Origin of the sequence: Falsiroseomonas sp. (assembly GCF_051860665.1) — a bacterium.
GTDB lineage: Bacteria > Pseudomonadota > Alphaproteobacteria > Acetobacterales > Acetobacteraceae > Falsiroseomonas.
Genome location: NZ_JBHYDM010000013.1, coordinates 61,256 through 82,151, shown reverse-complemented (window position 1 = coordinate 82,151; position 20,896 = coordinate 61,256). Strand labels below are relative to the sequence as shown.

The following is a 20,896-nucleotide window of genomic DNA, read 5'->3' as shown; positions in this document are numbered from 1 at the left end:
GGTCAGTCGCCGATCGCGCCGAGGACGTCGCAGGCGGCGCCGACGCAGTGGCCGGCGGCCCTCACCCCGTCCAGCACCAGGCCGCCCAGCCGTCCCGCGAGCTCGAGCCCCGTGCCCAGATTGTCCAGCTGGACGATGGTGTCGCCGAGCGTGCCCTCCGGCGCCGCGGCCTTTCGGGCGCGCTCCACCTGATCCGCATTTCGGGCGGCGATCGCCGCGGCTTGATCGGGCTCCATGGGCAAGCCTCCTGTTCCGGTGCGCGCATGCGCCCTCGCAGGGGTAGAGGCCGATCAAGGCGGCAAGGTGACGCGCCGGCCTGCGCCGCGGAGCGTGATCGGAACCGCGGCGGTGCTCAGGCCGGGGGCAGCCGCAGCGCGCCATCGAGGCGGATCGTCTCCCCGTTCAGCAGCGGGTTTGCGGCAATCGCCAGCACCATGCGCGCATATTCCTCGGGCTGGCCCAGCCGCGGCGGAAACAGCGGCATCCTGCCCAGGCTCTCGCGCGCCTCCGGCGTGAGCGTGTCCATCAGCGGGGTATGGAACAGGCCCGGCGCCAGGGTCACCACCCGCACGCCGAAGCGGGCAAGCTCCCGCGCTGCCGGCAGCGTCAGCGCCACCACGCCGCCCTTGGAGGCGGCATAGGCGCATTGGCCGATCTGGCCCTCATAGGCGGCGATGGAGGCGGTGGCGACGACCAGGCCGCGCTGGCCATCGGCGAGCGGCTCGTTGGTGGTCATGCGCGCCGCGGCCAGGCGCAGCAGGTTGAAGGTGCCGACCAGGTTCACGCGGATCACCCGCTCGAACAGCGCCAGGTCGTGCGGGCCCTGGCGGCCGGCGACGCGGCCGGCCGGGGCGATGCCGGCGCAGGCCACCGCGAGGCGCAGCGGGGCGAGGCCGGCGGCGGCTTCCACCGCCTGGGCCAGGGGCGCTTCCTCCGCCACGTCGCCCGCGATGGCCAGGCCGCCGATGCGCGCGGCCACGGCCTCGGCCGCCTCACGGTTGATATCGACCACCACCACCTTGGCGCCCGCCTTGGCCAGCGCCTCCGCCGTCGCCGCGCCGAGGCCGGAACCACCGCCTGTGACGACGGCGGATGCATTCGCAAGGTTCATGGTCAGCCCTCCCCCAGCCTGGCCGCCCGCTTCTCCAGGAAGGCGGCGAGGCCAGCCTGCGCCTCCGGCCCGGTCTGCGCCAAGGCGGCCATCATGCTTTCGACGAAAAGCCCGTCCTCCTCCGCCATGTCCTGGATGCGGGGCAGGGCCTGCAGCACGCCCATCACCGTGAGCGGCGCCATCTGCGCGACCTTCGCCGCCAGCGTCGCGGCCTGGGCCAGCGCGCCGCCGGCCTCCGTCACATAGGTCGCCAGCCCGGCGCGCTCGGCGGCGGCGGCATCCAGGGCGCGGCCGGTCAGCATCATATCCGCCATCCGTGCCGTGCCGATCAGCCGCGCCACATGCACGCTGGCGCCGCCACCAACAAAAATGCCGCGCGAGCCCTCCGGCAGGGCGAAGATCGCCGTCTCATCCGCCACGCGGATATGGCAGGCGCCGGCCAGTTCCAGCCCGCCGCCGACGCAGGCGCCGTGGATCGCCGCGATGGCCGGGATGCGCCCCGTCCGGATGCGGCGGAAGGTGGCTTGCCAGGAACGGGAATGGTGGAACACCGCCTCAGCGCTGCGCGCCCCGTGCTCGGAGAGGTCGAGGCCGGCGCAGAAGCAGGGGCCCTGGCCGAAGATCACCATGGCCCGCGCCGAGGCCTGCGCCGTGCCGACGGCCGCATCCAGGGCCGCCAGCAATGCGTCGTTGATGGCGTTGCGCTTGGCCGGGCGGTTCAGGCCGATCCAGGCGACCGAGTCGCGAATCTCCAGGCTGACCAGTGCCTCGGTCATCGGCGTTCCTCATTTGTTATGTGTCATAACAGTAGAGTCCGGCCCGGCGGCCGGCAAGCGATCAGCCGCCAACGATGCGGCGCAGCGCGGTGAGCAGGGCGCGGCGCTCCGCCGGGCTCAGCGCTTCGGCCAATTGGCGCTCGGCGGCGGCCTCCGCTTCCTCGCCCTGGCGCAGCAGGCGCAGCCCCGCCGCGGTCAGGCGCAGGCGGTTGGCGCGGCGATTGCCCTCCTCCTCGTCGCGGCGGATCAGCCCTTCCTGTTCGAGCGCCGCCAGCAGCACCGTGAGGTTGGAAGGCTTGATGCGCAGCGCCTCGGCCAGCAGCGCCTGGCGGATATCGGGATTCGCCTCGATCAGCAGCAGCACGCCGAGCCGCCCCGGCGTCAGCCCCAGCGGGCCGAGGCCGCGCTGCAGCGCATCGAAGCCGGCCTGTTGCGCCAGGCGCAGCCAGAAGCCGAGCTTGTCGTCCAGCGGTGCGAGGTCGGTTTGCTCCACCGCCGGACGCGGTTCGGCGGGCAGGCGACGGGGCAGGGCCATGGATGTCGCTTACAGGATTGCAGGTAGTGCTTGGAAGAGCCCGCGCAGCATACTATTATGGTACATAACAATCGAGCGCCGCGGCTTCGCAGCCGCGCGGCGTGGGAGGAAGAGATGTCCGCAGCCCGCCCGCCCATGGGCGCCGCCCCGGTGCAGATCGTCAAGCGTCCCGATGGGGCCGTGCTGGTCACGCCCGTGCCGCAGCTCGGCGCCTATCCGCGCAGCATGACGGAGCGGCTGGCGCATTTCGCCGCCGCGGCGCCGGAGCGCACGCTGATCGCGCAGCGGCAGGGCGGCGGCGACTGGTTGCGGATCAGCTATGGCGAGGCCTGGCGCCGCGTGCAGGCGCTGGGCCAGGCGCTGCTGGATCGCGGCCTTTCGGCGGAGCGGCCGCTGGTCTTCCTCTCCGGCAATTGCCTGGACCAGGCGATGCTGACGCTGGCGGCGCTGCATGTCGGCGTGCCGGTGGCGCCGGTTTCCCCGGCCTATTCCCTGCTGGCGCGGGATTTTGCCAAGCTGCGGCACTGCCTGGCGCTGCTGACGCCGGGGCTCGTCTTCGCCAATGACAAGGGCCGCTTTGCCGAGGCCGTGGCGGCGGCGGTGCCGGAGGGCATCGAGGTGCTGACCGCCGCCGACATGCCCGCCCTGCTGGCGACCACGCCGACCGCGGCCGTGGCCCAGGCCGCCGCCGCCGTGCAGCCGGATGACGTGGCAAAGATCCTGTTCACCTCGGGCTCCACGGGGCAGCCCAAGGGCGTGGTCAATACGCATCGGATGCTGTGCGCAAACCAGCAGATGCTGCGCGAGGCCTTCCCCTTCGTCGCCGAAGAACCGCCGGTGCTGCTGGACTGGCTGCCCTGGCACCACACCTTTGGCGGCAACCACAATTTCGGCCTGGCGCTCTACAATGGCGGCAGCTTCTACATGGATGACGGGCGCCCGGTGCCGGGCGGCTATGCCGAGACGCTGCGCAACCTGGCCGAGATCTCCACCAGCATCCATTTCAACGTGCCGCGCGGATTCGAGGAGCTGGTGCATCACCTGACGCAGGATGCGGCGCTGCGCCGGCGCTTCTTCGCGAAGCTCCACATGATGTTCTACTCCGCCGCCGGCCTGCCGCAGCACATCTGGGATGCGCTCGATGCCCTGGCGCTGGCCGAGCGCGGCCGGCGCATCCCGATGTTCACCGGCCTCGGCGCGACCGAGACCGCGCCCTTCTGCCTGATCGTGCGCGAGGAGTTTTCCGAGTCTGGCGCCGTCGGGCTGCCGGCGCCGGGCATCGCGCTGAAGCTGGCGCCCGTCGCCGGCAAGATGGAGGCGCGGGTGAAGGGCCCCTCCATCACGCCGGGCTATTGGCGCAACCCCCAGGCCACCGCCGCCGCCTTCGATGACGAGGGCTTCTACAAGTTCGGCGATGCGCTGGTGCCGCTCGATCCCGCTGACCTGCACAAGGGGTTTCGCTTCGACGGGCGGATCACCGAGGACTTCAAGATGGCGACCGGCACCTGGGTCAGCGTCGGGCCGCTGCGCGCGAAGCTGGTGGCGGCGCTGGCGCCTTACGTGAAGGATGCCGTGATCGCCGGGCAGGACCGGGACGCGCTCGCCGCCATCCTGCTGCCGGAGCGCGAGGCCTGCGCCGGCGTCACGGATCTGCCGGCGCGGCTGGAGGCGGGGCTGGCGCGGCTGGCGGCGACCGCCACCGGCAGCTCCAACCGCATCACCCGCGCCGTGCTGCTGGATGCGCCGCTTTCGCTCGATGCCGGCGAGATCACCGACAAGGGCTCGATCAACCAGCGCGCCGTGCTGTCGCAGCGCGCGGCATTGGTGGAACGCCTCTACGCCGACCCGCCCGGGCCGGATATCTTGTGCCTCGCGGAGATCACGGCATGACGGCCCTGCACACCGAATGGCGCGACGCCTGGCTTCTGGCCGGCGCGCGCACGCCCTTCGCCGATCTGGGCGGCGTGCTGGCCAAGGTCTCGCCGATCGACCTGGGCATCGCGGCGGCGCGGGGCGCCATTGCCAAGGCGGGGATCGATCCCGCCGCCATCGGCCATGTCGCCGCCGGCTCCGTCGCCCAGGCGAGCTTCGATGCCTATATGCTGCCGCGCCATATCGGGCTCTATGCGGGCGTGCGGATGGAGGTGCCGGCGCTGCTGGTGCAGCGGGTGTGTGGCACGGGGATCGAGGCGCTGGTGCAGGGCGCGACCGCCGTGGAACGGCAGGGCGCCGGCATTTCGCTGTGTGTCGGCGCCGAAAGCATGAGCCGCAACCCGATCGCCGCCTTCACCCATCGCACCGGCTTCGACCTCGGCGCGCCCGTGGAGTTCAAGGATTTTCTGTGGGAGGCGCTGGACGATCCGGCCTGCGGCCTGTCGATGGGCGGCACGGCGGAGGAGCTCGCGAAGCGTCATTCCATCTCGCGCGCCGAAGTCGATGCCTATGCGGCGCGCTCCTTTGAGCGTGCGCTGGCGGCACGCGAGGCCGGCTTCTTCGACGAGGAAGTGCTGACCGTCACCAGCACGACCTTTGCCCGCGAGGGTTTGCGGGATCGCGGCATCACCCTGCCACGCAAGGTGGCGGAACTGTCTGCCGATACCCACCCGCGCCCCTCGCCGGTGGAGGCGCTCGCAAAGATCAGGCCGGCCTTCGGGGGGGTGCAGACCGGCGGCAATTCCTCCGCCGTGGTCGATGGCGCCGCCGCCGCTTTGGTCTGCGACGGTGCCCATGCGCGGGCCGGCAAACCGCTCGCGAGACTGGTCGCGGCGGCGGCGGTGGGCTGCCCGCCGGAGATCATGGGAATCGGTCCCGTGCCGGCAATCCGCGCTTTGCTGGACCGCACCGGCCTCACGCTGGACCGGATCGACCTGGTCGAGATCAACGAGGCCTTCGGCGCGCAGGTGATGGCCTGTGCGCGGGAACTCGGCCTGGATGAGGACAGGCTGAACGTGCATGGCGGCGCCATCGCGCTGGGCCATCCGCTGGCCGCCACCGGCATCCGCCTGGCCGTCACCTGCGCCCGCGCGCTGCGCCTGCGCGGCGGCCGCTACGGCATCGCCTCCGCCTGCATCGGCGGCGGGCAGGGCATCGCGCTGCTGATCGAGGCCGCCTGATGCCCAGCCTGGTCAACCGTCGCGCCCTGACCATCGAATGGGGCGACTGCGATGCCGCCGGCATCGTCTTCTACCCGCGCTATTTCGCCTATTTCGACGCCTGCACCGCCTTCCTGTTCCAGCAGGCCCTCGGCATGACGCAGCGCGACTGGGCCGCCGCGCATGGCGTCATCGGCATCCCGATGGTCGACACCCGCGCGAAATTCTCCACCCCCTGCACCTTCGGGGATGAGGTGGTGGTGGAGACGCAGGTCACCGCCTTCCGCCGCTCCTCCTTCGACGTCACGCATCGCCTGCTGCGGCAGGACGGCACGCTGGCCGTCGAGGGCTTCGAGACCCGGGTCTGGGCCGGCCGCCATCCGGACGACCCGGCGCGCATCCGCGGCGTGACCATCCCGCCGGAGGTCATTGCGGCCTTCGGCTGAATATCCGTTGGTGCCCGGCCAGCAGCCGGGCATTGTTCGCAACAAGAGGCGCAACGACGCCGCAGGAGGAGAGACCAAGATGAGCCTGACCATTCCCCGCCGAGGCGTATTGGGCCTCGGCGCCGCCGCCCTCACCGGCCTGGCCGCCCCCGCCATCGCCCAGACCATCAACCGCCCGGTCCGCGCCATCGTCGGCTTCCCGGCCGGCGGGTCGTCGGACGTCGTGGCGCGGCTCTATGCCGACAAGCTGCGCGGCCTCTTCGCGCCCAATATCATCGTGGAGGGCCGCGTCGGCGCCGCCGGGCGCATCGCGGTGGAGGCGGTGAAGGCCGGCGAGGCCGATGGCAGCATCTACCTGCAGACCCCCGCCTCCATGCTCACCCTGCAGCCGCACGTCTTCCCGCGGGAGGTGCGCTACGACGCGCTGACGGACCTGACCCCGGTCTCCACCGTCTGTTCCTTCCCCTTCGCCGCCGCCGTCCCGGCCTCGCATCCGGCAAGGACCTTTGCGGAGCTGGTGACCTGGCTGAAGGCGCAGCCGGGGGAGGTGCCCTTCGCCTCGCCGGCCGCCGGTTCCGCGCCACACTTCCTGGGCGAGATGCTGGGCAAGGCGGTGGGCGCGCGGATGACCCATGTGCCCTATCGCGGCGCGGCGCCGGCGGTGCAGGACCTGGTCGGCGGGCGGCTGCCGCTGTTCATCGGCGTGCTGAACGATATTTCCCCGCAGCACGGCACCGGGGCGCGGATGCTCGCCATCTCCTCGCCCCAGCGCAATGCGCGCTACCCGGACCTGCCGACCTTCGCCGAGCTCGGCCATCCCGCACTCACCAAGGACGAGTGGTTCGGTGTGCTGCTGCCGGCCAATACCCCGGCGGCCATCGTCAACGGGCTGCATGCCGCCATCGGCCAGGTGGCGCGGACGCCGGAGATGGTGGCGGCGCTGGATCGGCTGGAATACCTGCCCACCGTCTCCGCCAGCCCGCAGGCCTTTGCCGACCTGATCCGGCGGGAGCGGGCGGAATACGCGACCATCGTGCAGGAAAGCGGCTTCAAGCCGGAGAATTAGGCAGGCTGCCCCGGCGTCGCCCGGGGAAAGCCATGCATCGGCGGTAGATCGGTGCCGAAAGCGGGTTGCATCCGCGCGCCACCTTTGGGATGGGTGGCGCGCGGGCCCCTCACGCCCGCGTGAGATGCCATGCCGGACGGCCAGAGCCTTTACGTCACCACCCGCACCGAACCGCCCCGCTGGGCGGATGCGGCCTGCATCCTGCTGATTGTCGCCGCGGCGGTGCTGCTGCGGCTGACCAGCTTCGTCCCCGCCGTGGTCGATACGGATGAGGGGCTGTACATGGTGCAGGCCCGCGAATGGCTGAACGGCGGCTGGCCGCTGGTTGCCGCCTGGGACATGCACCCGATCGGCGCGCCGGCGATGTTCGCGCTGGCCTTCCTGGCCTTCGGCGTCTCCGTGGAGGCGGTTCGGCTGCTCGGCCTGATCTGCGTCATCGCCACCGGCTGCGCGCTGTTCGGCGCGGCGCGGGCGGCGGGTGCGCCACGCAGCGTCGGCACCGCGGCGGCCATCATCTATGCCGGGCATACGCTGCTGCTCAGCGGGCTCTGCACCAATACCGAATTGCTGATCGCGCCCTTCGTCACCACGGCCATGGCCCTTGCCATCCAGGGCGCGGTGCGGTCGCTGGGGCCCGACCCGCGCGCGCCGGGCTGGGGCGCGCTGGTCGCCATGGGGCTGCTGGTGGGCTGGGCGCTGGTGGTGAAGCAGGTGGCGGTGCCGACCGGCTGCCTGGCCTTTGCGGTGCTGCTGGGCCCGGCCCTGTGGCGGCGGCTGCTGCCCTGGCGGCGGGCGCTGGCCATGGCGGCGGCCTATGCCGCGCTCTGCGCCACGCCCTTCCTGGCCTTCCTGCTGGTCTATTGGGCGCAGGGCTGGCTGGCGGATTACCTCGACGGCTCCATCCTGGCACCCTTCCGCTACTCGATGGAGCGGATCGACCCTGCCGAGGCCGCGCGGCGCATCGGCGCGGCGGCGGTGCAGCTCACCCTGATGTTCCTGGCCGCCCTGGTGGCGCTGGCGCTGTGGCGGCCGCGCCGGATGATGGCGCTGCTGGCGGCGGTGGCCGTGGCCTGGTTCGGCACCGCAAGCCTGGCCATCGCGGGGCCTGGCTTCTTCTTCGAGCACTACTTTCTTCTATGGCTGCCCTCCCTGTCCCTGCTGGCGGCGATCGGCGCCTGGCACCTGGCGCGGCTGGTGGCCCGCCCAGGCCTGGCGCGGCCGGTGCTGGCCGGGCTGGTGCTGGTGCTGGCGCTGCAGGGCTGGGTGCCGGAGATGCAGGGCCGGCTGGAACGCGGCCCGGGCCTGATGCATCGCGACCCGGTGCGGGAGGTGGCGGCGGCGGTGGCGGCGGCGGCCGGGCCGGGGGGCGACGCCTTCATCGCGAACTACCACACCAGCGTCTATGTCATCGCCGGCGTGCGGATCGCCACCCGCTTTCCCTTCCCGCCGCACCTGACCGGCTATTTCGAGGATCTCTCCGATACCAGCACCCATGCGGAGCTGGAGCGGGTGCTGGCGGCGCGGCCGCGGGTGATTGTGGTGGATCGCGCCTGGATGCAGACCATGCGCCCGGCGGCGGCGGCGCAGGTTCTGGCGGCGGTGGCTGAAGGCTATGAGCTGGCCGCGACAGTGGCGGAGCAGCGCGGTCCGGTCGAGATCTATCGGCTGCGAAGTGCTCCGGAGACGGCGCCCGCCGCTTCTTAACCGACTGTTGGTTAATCATGCGCGCCCAGCGCATAGCTGCATTGCAACATTCCGGTTATGCTGCACTGCAAAATCCCCCTTGCGGGAACCCTTCCTCCGCTCTAGATTGTGCATCGCAGCAACACGGCGTTGCCGGGTTGTCTGTCTTTCTTGGACGTTTCCTCCCTAAACTCGGCGGTCCCTCACGGGACCGCCTTTTTTTTCGTCCAGGACATCAGGGGCATCAGGCGGTGCGGGCGAGGTGCAGGGCGCGGGCTCAGGGGCGCAGCGCGCTCCAATCCGCCCGGGCCAGCACGCCGATCAGCCGGGACAGGTCGCGCGTCAGGGGCTGCATGCCCGGCGCCCGCTCCACCCGCGCCTCGTTCATATAGAGGCTGCGCGCCACCTCGATCTGCAACGCATGCACACCCTCCCGCGGCCGGCCATAGTGGCGGGTGACATAGCCGCCGGCATAGGGGTCGTTGCGCCGGGTGCGATAGCCCATGCCGCCCAGCGTCTCCTCCACCAGCCGCGGCGCACGCGGCGCGCAGGCGGTGCCATGCGCATCGCCGAGGACGAAATCCGCCGGATTGGCGCCATGCGCCGGATGCGCCGGCATGGAATGGCAATCGATCAGCAGGCAGCAGCCGAAGGCCTCCCGCGTTTCCGCGATCAGGCTTGCCAGGGCCGTGTGATAGGGCTGCCAGTAGTGCCGGATCCGCGCCTCGGCCTCGGCGAAGGCCAGCTTGTGGCGATAGACCGTCTCGCCGGAGGCGACGATGCGCGCGATGGTGCCGAGGCCCGCACCAACGCGGGGGCTGGCGCTGTTCACCCAGGCGGGAAGGGGGCCGTCGAACATGCCGGGGTCCAGCTCCCAGGGCTCCCGATTCGCATCGCAGAAGACGCGCGGGAAGGTCGCCGTCAGCAGTGGTGCGCCATGCGCGGGGGCGGCGGCGAAAAGCTCGTCGACGAAACTGTCCTCGCTGCGGCGCAGCGCCGTGGGGTCCAGCCGCGCCTCGGCCAGGAATTCCGCGCTGTAATGCGCGCCGCTATGCGGCGAGGCGAAGACCAGCGGCACGCTCTGCCGCTCCGGCCGCGCCACCAGGAAGGGTGGCAGCTCGGCTGGCGGCCCGGCGGGCAGGGCGGTGGCGGGGAGTGGCATGTCCATCTGTGGCAGGATCAAGCCACAGAGGGGGCGGCATTGTCATCCCCGCATCCGGTTTCCATGCCCCTCATCCACCCGGGTGGGGTTGCGCCCCGGCGCGCGCTTGGCTATTCCCCGCATCCCTGGATGGGCGCGTAGCTCAGCGGTAGAGCATCGCCTTGACACGGCGGGGGTCACAGGTTCAATCCCTGTCGCGCCCACCATCCAGTCTTTCCCGGTCCGCTCCGGGATGCTCCGGCCGATCTGCGGCCTTCCCTTGAAAGAAGCTGGGTTCGGTGCCAGTCGGCGCCTCCCGGAAGGTTGACCGGCGCGAGGCTCTGCCCTCATGGTCCGGCCCAATCATCGGAGGACCCCACGCCATGCGCCGCCGCCACCTGCTCGCCGCCGCCGTCGCCACGCCCGCGCTGCCGCGCCTCGCCGCGGCGCAGGCGGCCGTCACCATGCGCCTGTCGCACCAGTTCCCGCCCTCGCACCACAATGCGCGGGTGATGGCGGCCTTCGCCGAGGATGTGAAGGCGCGCAGCAATGGCCAGGTGGAGGTGCAGGTCTTCCCGGCGGAGCAGCTCGCCAAGGCCAATGAGAACTTCCCCGGCGTGGCGCGGGGCGCCTTCGAGGCCGCAGCGGCGGTGAACTTCCAATGGGGCACCACCATCCCCGAGATGAACGCGCCGACGCTGCCCTATCTGTTCACCGATATCGAGCGCATCCGCCGCTTCCCCGGCAGCGAGGCCGCGAAGTTCATGGAAGGGCTGCTGGAGCGCCGCGCGGTGCGCAACCTGATGTGGCTCTATACCACGCGGCAGAGCATCTTCACCTCCAACCGCAAGCCGATCATCAACCTGGCGGACTTCCAGGGCATGAAGATCCGCGGGCTGAACGCGCTGACCGACCATGCGCTGTCCGCCGTCGGCGCCGCGCCGTCGGCCATGCCGGGGCCGGAGGTATCGCAGGCGCTGCAATCGGGCGTGCTGGATGCGGGGCTGACCGACATCTCCGCCGCCGTGTCGCGCCGCTACTATGAGATCCAGAAGTTCGGCACCGTGGCGCCCTATTTCTCCGTCATCAGCCATGTCTATGTGAATCCGCGCTGGTGGAACGGGCTGAATGCCGCGCATCGCACGGCGATCGAGGCCGCGGCCCGCAAGGCCGAGCAGGACCAGATCCAGATCACCGAGGATACCGCCACCGCCGCCCTGACCACGCTGCGCGAGCGCGGCATGACGGTGCATGAGCAGACGGCGGCGGAGGCCGTGACCTGGCAGGCGGCGATGCAGCCCCCGGTCATCGCCGCCTTCAACCGCATGGCGCCGGACGGCGGCCCGCGCGCCGTCGAGCTGCTGCGCGCCATCCCCGCCGCCTGATGCGGGGGCTGGAGCGCGCGGTCGGCTGGGTGGTGCGCGGCGCCGGCGCGCTGGGCGGCGTGCTGACCCTGTCCTGCGTCGCGCTGATCGCCTATGCGGTCGGCATGCGCTACCTGCTCGGCCAGCCGGTGCCCTGGACGGACAAGGTGGCCGGCTGGCTGGTGGTGGGCGTGGTCATGCTGGCCTCGCCCGAGGCGCAGCGCCGCTTCGAGCATATCGGCGTCGATATCGCGCGGGAACGGCTGGGCCCGCGACTGGTGCGCCTGGTGCATCTGGTCGGCACCCTCTCCGTGGCCCTGGTCGCCGCGCTGCTGCTGCAGGCGGGGATCGAGATGGTGGAGTTCAGCCGCATGGTCGGCATGATGACCGACCTGGAGGGCGTGCCCGCCTGGTGGATCCAGGCGCTGATGCCGGTGGGCGCCGCGCTGCTGCTGCTGGTGGCCGCCTGCCAGTCCCTGCTGCTGCTGCTGGGCGTCGAGCCCGAATACCTGCCGGACGGCGACAGCGAAACCTTGCCGCGCGATCCGCTCGCCCGGGCGGAGTAGAACAGGCGTGACCTTCCTGCTGCTTCTGGGCGCGCTGATCGTCCTGCTCTGGCTCGGCATGCCGATGTTCGCGGCGCTGTTCCTGCTGCCGCTCGGCGTTCTTTTCTATGTCGAAGGCGCCGTCCCGGCACTTGGGGAAATGGTGATCGGCAAGCTGGACGGCTACCTGCTGGTGGCCATCCCGCTCTTCATGCTGATGGCCCATATCATGGTGCGCGGGAAGGTCGTGGATGACCTCTACAACGCCGCCTTCGCGCTGCTGCGCGGCGTGCGTGGCGGCGTCGGCATCGCCACCGTGGTGGCTTGCACCATCTTCGCCGCAATCAGCGGCAGCTCGGTGGCCACCGCGCTCACCATCGGCAAGATCGCGATCCCGCAGATGCTGCGCTACGGCATGTCCCGGAAGGGCGCCTTCGGCGTGGTGGCGGGCGGCGGCACGCTGGGCATCCTGATCCCGCCCTCGGCGCCGATGGTGCTCTATGCCTATGTCACGGATACCTCCGTCGCCGCGCTGTTCCTGGCGGGGCTGATCCCCGGCCTGCTGATGGCCCTGGTCTTCGCCGCCTATTGCTTCATCACCGAGGGCCGCGCCGTGGTGCCGGCGGATGAGCCGGTGCCGGAGGCGGTGCACCTGGCACTGGCCCGTGCCGGCTGGTCGCTGTCCCTGCCGATCTTCGTGCTCGGCGGCATCTATCTCGGCGTCTTCACGGCGACGGAAGCCGCCGGCACCGGCACGCTCTATGCCCTGGTGATCGCGGCGCTGATCTACCGCACGCTGTCCTGGCGCGACCTGGTGCATGGGGTGCAGGAGGCGACGCGCACCTCCGCCATGCTGCTGCTGATCATCGCGGGGGCCGCCATCTACGGCTATATGCTGACCAAGCTGCGCGTGCCGCAGGAGCTGACGCAACTGGTGGCGGATTTCGGCCTGTCGCGCACCGGCTTCCTCATCGCGATGATGGTGCTGCTGTTCCTGCTCGGCCTGGTGCTGGAGAGTTTTTCCATCATCCTGCTGACCATGCCGGCCATCCTGCCGCTGCTGGCGACGCTCGACATCGACAAGGTCTGGTACGGCATCCTGCTGACGCTGAGCCTGGAGATGGCGCTGATCTCCCCGCCCGTGGCGCTGAACCTGGTGGTGATCAAGGCCATCACCGGCGCGCCGCTGGCGGAGGTGAACCGCTCGATCCTGCCCTATATGCTGATGCTGGCCGGCGGCACCGCCATGCTGATCGCCTTCCCGGAGATCGCGCTCTGGCTGCCGCGCGTCGCGGGCTACGGCGGGTAGGGGTCGGAGGGCTAAACCGCGGCCTCGGTGCCGGTGACGATCACGCTCCAGCCGAAGGAGGGCCCGTCCGCCGCCTGGCGGAGCGGCGCCCGCGGCAGGGCGTCCAGATCGTCGAGCGGCGCGCCATCCTGGGCGAAGAGCACGCTGCCGGTCCGGCTCAGCAGGACCAGATGCCTTCCCCTGGGCAGCAGCGATTGCCGGACCAGGCCCTTGATCCAGTTCCAGTCCAGATGCGAGGCCAGCACGGCCACAACCGAATCCTGAGCATCGCGCAGCGGGCAGGCATAGTCGACCAGCCGCAAGGGCTCCTGCTGCGCCGGGCCGTGCAGCACGTTTTGCAGCAGAACCGCCTCGTGCACGTCACCGGCATAGGGGCCCTGCAGCCCGGCGGCGAACCAGGGACGGTGGCTGACATCGGCGCCTTCGAGGATGCCCTGCGTGGCGCTGACCACCGCGCCGCTACGGGCCTGGGCGACGCCCATCCAGACCACCGGGGAGAATGCCTCCTGGATCGCATTCATCACCTGACGCATCGCGGCGGATTGGCTGACCGGATCCTGCCCGGGCCGGGCCAGGATGCCGGAGATGCTGCGTGCCACGTCCAGATGCGCCTGCCACCGCAGATCGAGCGCCAGGGTCAGGCGTTGCGCCGCGAATTCCAGGTGGGACGGTGGCGGATGGGCCTCCCCCACCTGTTCAGGGGTGCGGCCCTGGTGCAGCAGCCAGGCTGCCGCACCGAGTCCTGCGGCACCCGCCAATGCCGCGCGCCTGCCGAATCGACCGTGGCGCTGTCCCATCCTGGTCACAGCGAAACCCCCGAGGCCAAGTCACTTGGCCAGGCTACCAGGGGGGCGTTAGCGCGGGGTTAAGCCTGGTAGGGGCTCAGGCGGCGGCGCGCAGCTCGCCGGCCACCGCATCCTCGGCATCCAGCGTCGCGGCCGTCGCATGCACCACGGCGGCGATGCGCACCGCGGCCTGCACCTGCTCCTTGCTCAGCCCGCCATGCAGCACGATCTTCTCATGGCTTTCCATGCACATGCCGCAGCCGTTGATGGCGGAGACGGCGAGCGACCAGAGCTCGAAATCCACCTTCTCGACGCCCGGCTTCGCCATGACGTTCATGCGCAGCTTGGCCGGCATGGTGGCATAGTCACCGCCCACCAGATGGGTGAAGCGGTAGTAGACGTTGTTCATGCCCATGATGGCGGCCGCGGCTTTGGCGGCGGTCAGCGCCTCCGGCGACAACTGCGCGCCGAATTCTGCGACCATCGCGGCGGTCAGCTCCGCATTGCGGCTGGCGATGGCGGAGGCGACGAAGGTGCCGGCACGCTGCTGCTGGTTCAGCACCGGCTCGGAGGCCAGGGAGCCGAGGTTCAGCTTCAGGTCCTTGGCGTATTCGGGAAGGCGGGCGCGGATGGCTTCGAGGGACATGGGGAGGAACCTTGATTTCTGGCGCATCCAAAATCGCCCGTGCGAGCACGGGAGATCAGGGGCATGCATCGAGCCGCGGGAGGAAGCCCTCTCCACCCGCAGGGGGGAGAGGGCTTTGAAATCAGGCGGCCTTCTCGAACAGCTGCTGCGGGTTCAGGACGTCCTTGCCCTTCTCCCAGTTGCAGGGGCACAGCTCGTCCGTCTGCAGCGCGTCGAGCACGCGCAGCACTTCCTGCGGGTTGCGGCCGACATTCAGGCCGTTCACGGCGGCCCACTGGATCGTGCCCTCCGGGTCCACGATGAAGGTCGCACGCAGTGGCACGCCCTCGGCCTTGTCGAGGATGCCGAGCGCCTCGGACAGCTCGCGCTTGGTATCGGCGAGCATCGGGATCTCGAGGTTGCGGATATCCTCGTTGTAGACGCGCCAGTTCAGGTGCACGAACTCGCTGTCGGTCGAGGCGCCGTAGAGCACGGTGTCACGATCCGCGAACTCGCCGTTCAGCTTGCCAAAGGCCGCGATCTCGGTCGGGCAGATGAAGGTGAAGTCCTTCGGCCAGAAGAACACGACCTTCCACTTGCCGGCATCCGTCGTCTCGGTGATCTCGGTGAAGGACTTGCCCGGGCCCAGCAGACCCTCCTTGCCGCCCTTGACGGCGGTGAGCTTGAAAGCCGGGAACTTGTCGCCAACGGTCAGCATGCAGGGCACTCCTGGGGAGGTTTTCGCAGGTCTTGTTAAGGCTTTCGCCGTCACGGCGCCTCTATGGCGCAGTGCAGCAAAGCGTGCCAATGAATAGTTTTCCAGGTTTCAATCGGTTTCATCGATCATGCTCCTCCCCAGCCCGCAACAGCTCCGCTACCTGGTCGCACTCGCCGACCACGGCCATTTCGGCCGCGCGGCGGCGGCCTGCGCGGTCACGCAATCCACCCTCTCCGCCGGGCTGATCGCCCTCGAGCGGCAACTCGCCGCCGGCCTGCTGGAACGCGGCACGGCGGTGAAACGTCCGGTCTTCACCCCGCTCGGCCTCGAACTCGTCGCCCGCGCCCGCACCGCACTCGCCGCCCTCGAAGCCGTGGCAGAAACCGCCGCCACCTCCCGCGACCCGCTCTCCGGCCCCCTCCGCCTCGGCGTCATCCCGACCATCGGCCCCTTCCTGCTGCCGCGCCTGATGCCGGCCCTTCGGGAAGCCTATCCGCGGCTCCGCCTCTGGCTGCGCGAAGACCTGACGGACCGCCTGGTCGCCGGACTGGAAGCCGGCCGACTCGACCTCCTCCTCCTCGCACTGCCGGCCGCCGGCACCATGGAAACCCTGCCTCTGGCCCAGGACCCCTTCCGCCTGGCCCTGCCGCGCGGCCACCACCTGGCCAGCCGCGACTCGGTGCCCATCTCAGCCCTGGCCGGCGAACGCCTGATGCTGCTGGAAGACGGCCACTGCCTGCGCGCCCACGCCGAAGCCGCCTGCGGCCTGCCCCGCGGCATCGGCACGAACAACGACGAAGGCTTCGCCGCCACCAGCCTGCACACCCTCGTCCAAATGGTCGCCGGCAACCTCGGCATCACCCTGCTGCCGCAACTCGCCCTCGACGGCGGCATCCTGGGCAACAGCCCCGTCATCACCCGCCCCCTGGAAGGCACCGCCACCCCCGGCCGCATCCTCGCCCTCGCCTGGCGCCCCCGCAGCCCACGCGCCGCGGAATTCGCCGGGCTCGCACCGACCGTGGCGGCGGCACTGAACGAGGGGGCGGGCGCGGGGTGATTTGCAAGGAGGGGCGCTGCCCCTCCCTGCACCCTCCCCGCCAGGAGGCAGTGGCCTCCTGGACCTCAGGACCTTGAACGGAAAGGGTGAGGGGCTGGAGGGACCGCCGAACATGCGGAACCGCCGGCCCCTCACCCTTTCCGTTCATGAATCAAAGGGTTCCAAGGGGCCACTGCCCCTTGGCAGGGGGGTGCAGGGGGGACAGCGTCCCCCCTGCTGTCGCCACGCGCCACATCAGCCCGGCATCTTCGTGCTTGTGTCGGCGCGGCACGGTGCGGTTGCATGGTGGCTTGTCATGCAGCGGGAGGTCGCGGATGCGCCGCAGGTCCCTTCTTGCCGCGGCGGGTGCCGCGGCTGCTCTGCCTGCTTCCCGCCAGGCGCGGGCCAATGAGCCTGTCGATGTTGCCTTGGTCCTGGCGGTCGATGTCAGTCGTTCGATCGATGAGGATGAGGCGCGGCTGCAGCGGGAGGGGTATCGGACCGCGATGACGGATCCCCGCCTGATGGAGGCGATCCGCGGTGGCATGATGGGTGGCATCGCGGTCGCTTATGTGGAGTGGGCCGGGTTGGAGTATCAGCGCCTGGTGCTGCCCTGGACCCGGATCGGCAGCCAGATGCAGGCGGAGGTCTGGGCCAGTGCCTTGGCGGAGGCGCCGCGGGCTTCGCTGTCCTGGACTTCGGTTTCGGGTGCCATCGATTTCTCCCGCCGCACGCTGGAGGATTGCCCTTTCGAGCCGACGCGCCGGGTCATCGATGTCTCCGGCGATGGGGTGAACAACAGTGGCCCGCCGGCGGAGGAGGCGCGCGACCGCGCGGTGGCCGAGGGCATCACCATCAATGGCCTGCCGATCCTGAATGATCGTCCGACCTTCGGTCGTCGCCCGCCCATTCCGCTGGATATCTATTTCCGGGAGAGCGTGATCGGCGGGCCGGGCGCCTTCATGATCGCGGCGGAGGATTTCAACGATTTCGGCCAGGCCGTGCGGCGCAAGCTGATCCGGGAGATTGCCGGCCTGCCGGAAGCGAACGGCTTCGTGAAGGCGGGGTAGGTTCAGCTTGCCACCGGCTTGAACCATGGTCCCACCGATACGGACGGGGACCGGCGCTTGGCGTTATTCCGCAGTTTCTGGCACGGGGGTGCGCTGAGCCCCTATGAGGCGCTGTGCCTGGCCAGCTTCGTCCGGCAGGGTCATCGGATCGAGCTGTTCACCTATGATGCGGAGCTGGCGGTGCCGGCGGGCGTCGTGCGGCGCGATGCGGCCGGGATCCTGCCGCCGGAGCGCATCTTCTTCTACGAAAGCGGGCTGGGCCGCGGCAGCATCGCGGGCTTCGCCAATCTGTTCCGCTACACGCTGCTGGCGCGCGAGCCTGGCTGGTGGGTGGATACCGATGTGCTCTGCCTGGCGCCCGATCCGCCCGAGGGGCCCGGCTTCTTCGCCTGGGAGGGGCCGGACCGCGCGCTGGTCGGCAATGCCATCCTGCGGCTGCCGCCGGGGGATGCGCTGCTGCCGGCGATGCTGGCGGCGCGCGGTGCCTTCGCGCCGGGCCGGCCCTGGGGCACTTCCGGCCCGCGGCTGCTGACGGCCTCGCTGCGGGAGGCGGGGCGGCTGGGCGAGGCCGCCGCGCATGGCATCGCCTATCCCTGGCACTTCACCCAGGCCTTCGCCGTCTTCGACCCCGGCCGGAGGGAGGAGGTGGCGGCGGCGGCGGCGGGGGCCTGTTTCCAGCACCTGTGGAACGAGATTTTCCGCTGCGGTGGCCTGCCCAAGTGGCTGGCGCCGCCCGAGGGCAGCTACCTCGATCGGCAGTTCCGGCTGCATGGCATCGCCTTCCCGCCCGGCCCGCGGCTGCGGCAGGAGGATCTGCGGCGCCTGGCGCGGGTGACGGAGGCGGCCCAGGCGGCCGAGGCCGCGCAGGCCGAGGCGGCGCGGCTGGAGGCGCGCTGCCGGGACCTGCAGGCGGCCCATGCGGCGGAACGGCGCATGCGGCTGGCGCTGGCCGGGCTGCATGACGGGCTGTTGGCGCGGCTGCAGCAGCGTGAGGCGCCGGCCTGGCGCCGCTGGCTCGGCCGCCGCCTCGGGGCCTGACCGGGGCGAGGCTGCCGCTTCGCCGGCGACGCGCATGGGCCGTTCCGGCCATGGCAGGAACTGCGGCGCCGCATGGGCGTTGATCCGCCATCAGGACATCCAGCAGGTCCGGGGCAGCGGCCGAACCACGCCGCGCGACGCCGTCAATGCGTGCCCGGAGGCTGGTCACAGGAGACCAGGATGACGATGGCTGCTCCCGCGACAGGCCCCGGCGGCGAGGCCCGGCCCGTGCTGCTGTGCCTTTCCCATCTGCGGTGGGATTTCGTGTTCCAGCGCCCGCAGCACCTGATGACGCGCGCCGCGCGCGACCATGAGGTGATCTTCTTCGAGGAGCCGCATTTCGATGCTGTGCCCGCCGCGCGGCTGGACCTGACGCCCCAGCCGGGTGGCGTGCTGCGCGCGGTGCCGGTGCTGCCGCACGGCTGCGATGGCGCGGCATCGCTGGCCGCGCAGCGGCACCTGATGGAGGGCCTGCTGAAGGAACGGGCTGGCCGACCCCTGATTGCCTGGTTCTATACGCCGATGGCGCTGGGCTTTGCGGACCAGCTGAAGCCGGATGTCACCGTCTATGACTGCATGGACGAGCTGTCCGCCTTCCGCGGCGCGCCGCCCGCCATGCTGGAGATGGAGCGCCGGCTGCTGGAGCGGGCGGACCTGGTCTTCACCGGCGGCCGCAGCCTTTATGAGGCGAAGCAGGACCGCCACCCGGAGGTGCATTGCTTCCCCTCCTCCATCGACACCGCGCATTTCGGCCAGGCCCGCACCGGGCTGCCGGAGCCGGAGTCCATGGCCGGCATCGCGCGCCCGCGCATGGGCTTCTTCGGCGTGATCGATGAGCGGATGGACCTGGAGCTGGTGGCCGCCTTCGCCGCGCTGCGGCGCGACTGGCAGCTGGTGATGCTGGGGCCGGTGGTGAAGATCGACCCGGCCAGCCTGCCGCAGGGGCCCAACCTGCATTGGCTCGGCGGCCGCAGCTACGCCGACCTGCCGGCCTATCTGGCGCATTGGGACCTGGGCTTCATGCCCTTCGCGCTGAATGAGAGCACGCGCTTCATCAGCCCGACCAAGACCCCCGAATTCCTGGCCGCCGGCCTGCCGGTGCTGTCCACGCCCGTGGTCGATGTGGTGCGCGACTATGGCGAGGCGGGGCTGGTCGAGATCGTCACCAGCGCGGCGGAGCTGGCCGAACAGGCGGACCGGCTGCTGCGCCAGAAGCGCGCGCCCTTCCTGGCGCGGGTCGATGCGCAGCTCGCCCAGAATTCCTGGGACCTGACCTGGTCCCGCATGCAGGCGCTGATCGGCGAGGAGGCACAGGCCTTCGCCCGCCGGTCCGGACGACCGGCGGCCGGCACTGTGCCCGCCGCCGCGATGGCAACGGGGGTGGCTCATGTTTGATTGGCTCGTCGTCGGCGCCGGCTTTGCCGGTTCCATCCTGGCGGAGCGCCTCGCGGCGGAACGGGGCGACCGCGTGCTGGTGATCGACCGGCGCGAGCATATCGCCGGCAATGCCTATGACCACCTGGATGCCGCCGGGGTGATGATCCACCGCTACGGCCCGCATATCTTCCACACCAATAGCGAGGCGGTCTTCGCGCATCTGTCGAAGTTCACCGAGTGGCGCCCCTATGAGCACCGCGTGCTGGCCGAGGTGGTGAGCCCCACCACCGGCGAGACGGTGCAGGTGCCGATGCCGATCAACCTCGACACCATCAATACGCTCTACGGGCTGAACCTGACCGAGGACCAGCTGGAAGCCTGGTTCGCGGAACGCGCCGAGCAGGTGGACGTGGTGCGCTCGAGCGAGGATGTCGTGGTCGGCAAGGTCGGCCGGGAATTGTACGAGCTGTTCTTCCGCGGCTACACGCGCAAGCAATGGGCGCTGGACCCCAGCGAGCTGGACAAGTCCGTCACCGCGCGGGTGCCGACCCGCACCAACCGCGACGACCGCTATTTCACCGACAGGTTCCAGGCGATGCCGCGGGACGGCTACACCGCGATGTTCGCGAAGATGCTGAACCACCCGAACATCACCGTCCGCACCGGGGTGGATTTCGCGGAGGCGCGCAAGCGCTTCAGCTTCCGGCGCGTGATCTGGACCGGGCCGGTGGATGAGTATTTCGGCCATCGCTTCGGGCGCCTGCCCTATCGCAGCCTGCGCTTCCAGCATGAGACGCTGGACCAGGCGCAGGCGCTGCCGACCGGCACGGTGAACCACCCGGCGGAGTCCACGCCCTTCACCCGGGTCTCCGAATACAAGTACCTGACCGGCCAGGTGCATCCGAAGACCAGCGTGACCTATGAATTCCCGGCGGCCGAGGGCGACCCCTACTATCCGATCCCCCGGCCGGAGAACCAGGCGCTGTACAAGCGCTACGAGGCGCTGGCGGATGCGGAGCGGGATACGTGGTTCGTCGGGCGGCTGGCGACCTATCGCTACTACAACATGGACCAGGTGGTCGGTCAGGCGCTGGCGACCTTCGCGCGCATCCAGAAGGTGGTGCCGCCGATGGCGGTCAACGACCTGATGGCCGCCCGCGTCGCCGCGGGGGATTGAGT

At 70.5% G+C, this 20,896-nt stretch carries 21 protein-coding genes and 1 tRNA gene; 14 read left to right on the top strand and 8 right to left on the bottom strand.

Features of this window, described 5'->3' with window-relative positions; translation table 11 throughout:
- Positions 1-2: 2 nt before the first annotated feature.
- The 4 genes from ACTIF1_RS14915 to ACTIF1_RS14900 form a co-directional block, all read right to left on the bottom strand.
- Positions 3-236, bottom strand: coding sequence for a hypothetical protein (locus tag ACTIF1_RS14915; RefSeq protein ID WP_439597229.1), 234 nt, complete (start codon positions 234-236; stop codon positions 3-5).
- 116 nt (positions 237-352) lie between these two features.
- Entirely contained in the window at positions 353-1,111 is a 759-nt protein-coding gene (locus tag ACTIF1_RS14910) for an SDR family NAD(P)-dependent oxidoreductase (RefSeq protein ID WP_439597228.1), read from the bottom strand.
- Between the two features lie 2 nt (positions 1,112-1,113).
- A complete protein-coding gene (locus ACTIF1_RS14905; RefSeq protein ID WP_439597227.1) occupies positions 1,114-1,887 on the bottom strand; it encodes a crotonase/enoyl-CoA hydratase family protein in 774 nt (257 codons plus the stop codon).
- Between the two features lie 61 nt (positions 1,888-1,948).
- Positions 1,949-2,422: a MarR family winged helix-turn-helix transcriptional regulator gene (locus ACTIF1_RS14900; RefSeq protein ID WP_439597226.1), complete on the bottom strand. Its 474-nt coding sequence runs from the start codon at positions 2,420-2,422 to the stop codon at positions 1,949-1,951.
- Positions 2,423-2,536: 114 nt separating this feature from the next.
- Here ACTIF1_RS14900 and ACTIF1_RS14895 point away from each other — a divergent pair, with 114 nt between their 5' ends.
- From ACTIF1_RS14895 to ACTIF1_RS14875, 5 genes are all read left to right on the top strand, one after another.
- A complete protein-coding gene (locus ACTIF1_RS14895) occupies positions 2,537-4,312 on the top strand; it encodes a feruloyl-CoA synthase (protein WP_439597225.1) in 1,776 nt (591 codons plus the stop codon).
- Entirely contained in the window at positions 4,309-5,535 is a 1,227-nt protein-coding gene (locus ACTIF1_RS14890) for a thiolase family protein (RefSeq protein WP_439597224.1), read from the top strand. Before ACTIF1_RS14895 ends, ACTIF1_RS14890 begins: the two co-directional genes overlap by 4 nt.
- Complete coding sequence (locus tag ACTIF1_RS14885) at positions 5,535-5,960, top strand: acyl-CoA thioesterase (protein ID WP_439597223.1); 426 nt, start codon at positions 5,535-5,537, stop codon at positions 5,958-5,960. Before ACTIF1_RS14890 ends, ACTIF1_RS14885 begins: the two co-directional genes overlap by 1 nt.
- A gap of 79 nt (positions 5,961-6,039) precedes the next feature.
- The gene (locus ACTIF1_RS14880; protein ID WP_439597222.1) at positions 6,040-7,026 is read left to right on the top strand and encodes a Bug family tripartite tricarboxylate transporter substrate binding protein; all 987 of its coding nucleotides are present in this window, start codon (positions 6,040-6,042) and stop codon (positions 7,024-7,026) included.
- A 129-nt stretch (positions 7,027-7,155) separates the two neighbouring features.
- A complete protein-coding gene (locus tag ACTIF1_RS14875) occupies positions 7,156-8,730 on the top strand; it encodes an ArnT family glycosyltransferase (protein WP_439597221.1) in 1,575 nt (524 codons plus the stop codon).
- 256 nt (positions 8,731-8,986) lie between these two features.
- On the opposite strand, the gene ACTIF1_RS14870 is transcribed toward ACTIF1_RS14875, so the two are convergent.
- Positions 8,987-9,877: an N-formylglutamate amidohydrolase gene (locus ACTIF1_RS14870; protein ID WP_439597220.1), complete on the bottom strand. Its 891-nt coding sequence runs from the start codon at positions 9,875-9,877 to the stop codon at positions 8,987-8,989.
- Positions 9,878-10,002: 125 nt separating this feature from the next.
- Here ACTIF1_RS14870 and ACTIF1_RS14865 point away from each other — a divergent pair.
- The 4 genes from ACTIF1_RS14865 (at position 10,003) to ACTIF1_RS14850 (ending at position 13,068) form a co-directional block, all read left to right on the top strand.
- Positions 10,003-10,077: transfer RNA gene (locus ACTIF1_RS14865), tRNA-Val, on the top strand.
- Positions 10,078-10,233: 156 nt separating this feature from the next.
- Positions 10,234-11,235 carry a TRAP transporter substrate-binding protein DctP gene (gene dctP, locus ACTIF1_RS14860; protein WP_439597219.1) on the top strand — a complete coding sequence of 334 codons (1,002 nt, stop codon included), beginning with the start codon at positions 10,234-10,236 and terminating at the stop codon, positions 11,233-11,235.
- On the top strand, positions 11,235-11,780 hold the full coding sequence (locus ACTIF1_RS14855; RefSeq protein WP_439597218.1) for a TRAP transporter small permease: 546 nt from the start codon (positions 11,235-11,237) through the stop codon (positions 11,778-11,780). The genes dctP and ACTIF1_RS14855 overlap by 1 nt, the downstream gene beginning before the upstream one ends.
- 7 nt (positions 11,781-11,787) lie before the next feature.
- Complete coding sequence (locus tag ACTIF1_RS14850; RefSeq protein ID WP_439597217.1) at positions 11,788-13,068, top strand: TRAP transporter large permease; 1,281 nt, start codon at positions 11,788-11,790, stop codon at positions 13,066-13,068.
- Between the two features lie 11 nt (positions 13,069-13,079).
- Here ACTIF1_RS14850 and ACTIF1_RS14845 read toward each other — a convergent pair whose 3' ends face one another.
- From ACTIF1_RS14845 to ACTIF1_RS14835, 3 genes are all read right to left on the bottom strand, one after another.
- Complete coding sequence (locus ACTIF1_RS14845; protein ID WP_439597216.1) at positions 13,080-13,826, bottom strand: cache domain-containing protein; 747 nt, start codon at positions 13,824-13,826, stop codon at positions 13,080-13,082.
- 124 nt (positions 13,827-13,950) lie between these two features.
- On the bottom strand, positions 13,951-14,499 hold the full coding sequence (locus ACTIF1_RS14840) for a carboxymuconolactone decarboxylase family protein (protein WP_439597215.1): 549 nt from the start codon (positions 14,497-14,499) through the stop codon (positions 13,951-13,953).
- A 121-nt stretch (positions 14,500-14,620) separates the two neighbouring features.
- Positions 14,621-15,196 carry a peroxiredoxin gene (locus ACTIF1_RS14835; RefSeq protein ID WP_439597214.1) on the bottom strand — a complete coding sequence of 192 codons (576 nt, stop codon included), beginning with the start codon at positions 15,194-15,196 and terminating at the stop codon, positions 14,621-14,623.
- Positions 15,197-15,320: 124 nt separating this feature from the next.
- Here ACTIF1_RS14835 and ACTIF1_RS14830 point away from each other — a divergent pair, with 124 nt between their 5' ends.
- The 5 genes from ACTIF1_RS14830 (at position 15,321) to glf (ending at position 20,894) form a co-directional block, all read left to right on the top strand.
- Positions 15,321-16,253, top strand: a complete 933-nt coding sequence (locus tag ACTIF1_RS14830) for a hydrogen peroxide-inducible genes activator (RefSeq protein WP_439597293.1) — start codon at positions 15,321-15,323, stop codon at positions 16,251-16,253.
- Positions 16,254-16,567: 314 nt separating this feature from the next.
- The gene (locus tag ACTIF1_RS14825) at positions 16,568-17,302 is read left to right on the top strand and encodes a DUF1194 domain-containing protein (RefSeq protein ID WP_439597213.1); all 735 of its coding nucleotides are present in this window, start codon (positions 16,568-16,570) and stop codon (positions 17,300-17,302) included.
- Between the two features lie 57 nt (positions 17,303-17,359).
- Entirely contained in the window at positions 17,360-18,340 is a 981-nt protein-coding gene (locus ACTIF1_RS14820; RefSeq protein WP_439597212.1) for a hypothetical protein, read from the top strand.
- A 180-nt stretch (positions 18,341-18,520) separates the two neighbouring features.
- On the top strand, positions 18,521-19,735 hold the full coding sequence (locus ACTIF1_RS14815) for a glycosyltransferase family 1 protein (RefSeq protein WP_439597211.1): 1,215 nt from the start codon (positions 18,521-18,523) through the stop codon (positions 19,733-19,735).
- On the top strand, positions 19,728-20,894 hold the full coding sequence (gene glf, locus ACTIF1_RS14810) for a UDP-galactopyranose mutase (RefSeq protein ID WP_439597210.1): 1,167 nt from the start codon (positions 19,728-19,730) through the stop codon (positions 20,892-20,894). The genes ACTIF1_RS14815 and glf overlap by 8 nt, the downstream gene beginning before the upstream one ends.
- Positions 20,895-20,896: the final 2 nt, after the last annotated feature.